The sequence below is a fragment of the Pseudomonas sp. P4_C8 genome, from assembly GCF_056401975.1.
Map to the genome: position 1 here is coordinate 1 of NZ_JBFUIH010000140.1, position 503 is coordinate 503.

A 503-nucleotide genomic window follows, 5' to 3' on the forward strand; every position below is an offset into this window, starting at 1 on the left:
ATCACCAGGGTGCCGACGTTGGCCGATGATCGCCGGGGTGGCGCCTGCGGTGTACTCGGTGCCGCCAACCGTGAATGTCGCGACACTCAGATCGTTGTCGACATCGCTATCGTTGCCCAGCACGTTGCCGGTGGCCGCGTGGTCTTCATCGACAGTTTTGGTGTCCGCGGTCAKGACGCTTGGGTCATTGACCGGGGTGACGCTGATATCCAGCGTGCTGGTGGAACCGGTATTGGTGGTGTAGGTGACGGTCGGCACGGTGCCGTTGTAGTTGGAGTCCGGRGTAAAGGTGTAAGCACCGTTCGCCCCGATCACCAGGGTGCCGACGTTGGCGATGATCGCCGGGGTGGCGCCTGCGGTGTACTCGGTGCCGCCAACCGTGAATGTCGCGACACTCAGATCGTTGTCGACATCGCTATCGTTGCCCAGCACGTTRCCGGTKGCMACRTGGTCTTCATCGACAGTATTGGTGTCCGCGGTCATGACGCTCGGGTCATTGACCG

General features: G+C 61.8%; 1 protein-coding gene. It reads right to left on the minus strand.

The window, feature by feature from the left end:
• On the minus strand, positions 1 to 503 hold a 503-nt coding region (locus tag AC1DWM_RS30245), incomplete at both ends, for an Ig-like domain-containing protein (RefSeq protein ID WP_477796912.1).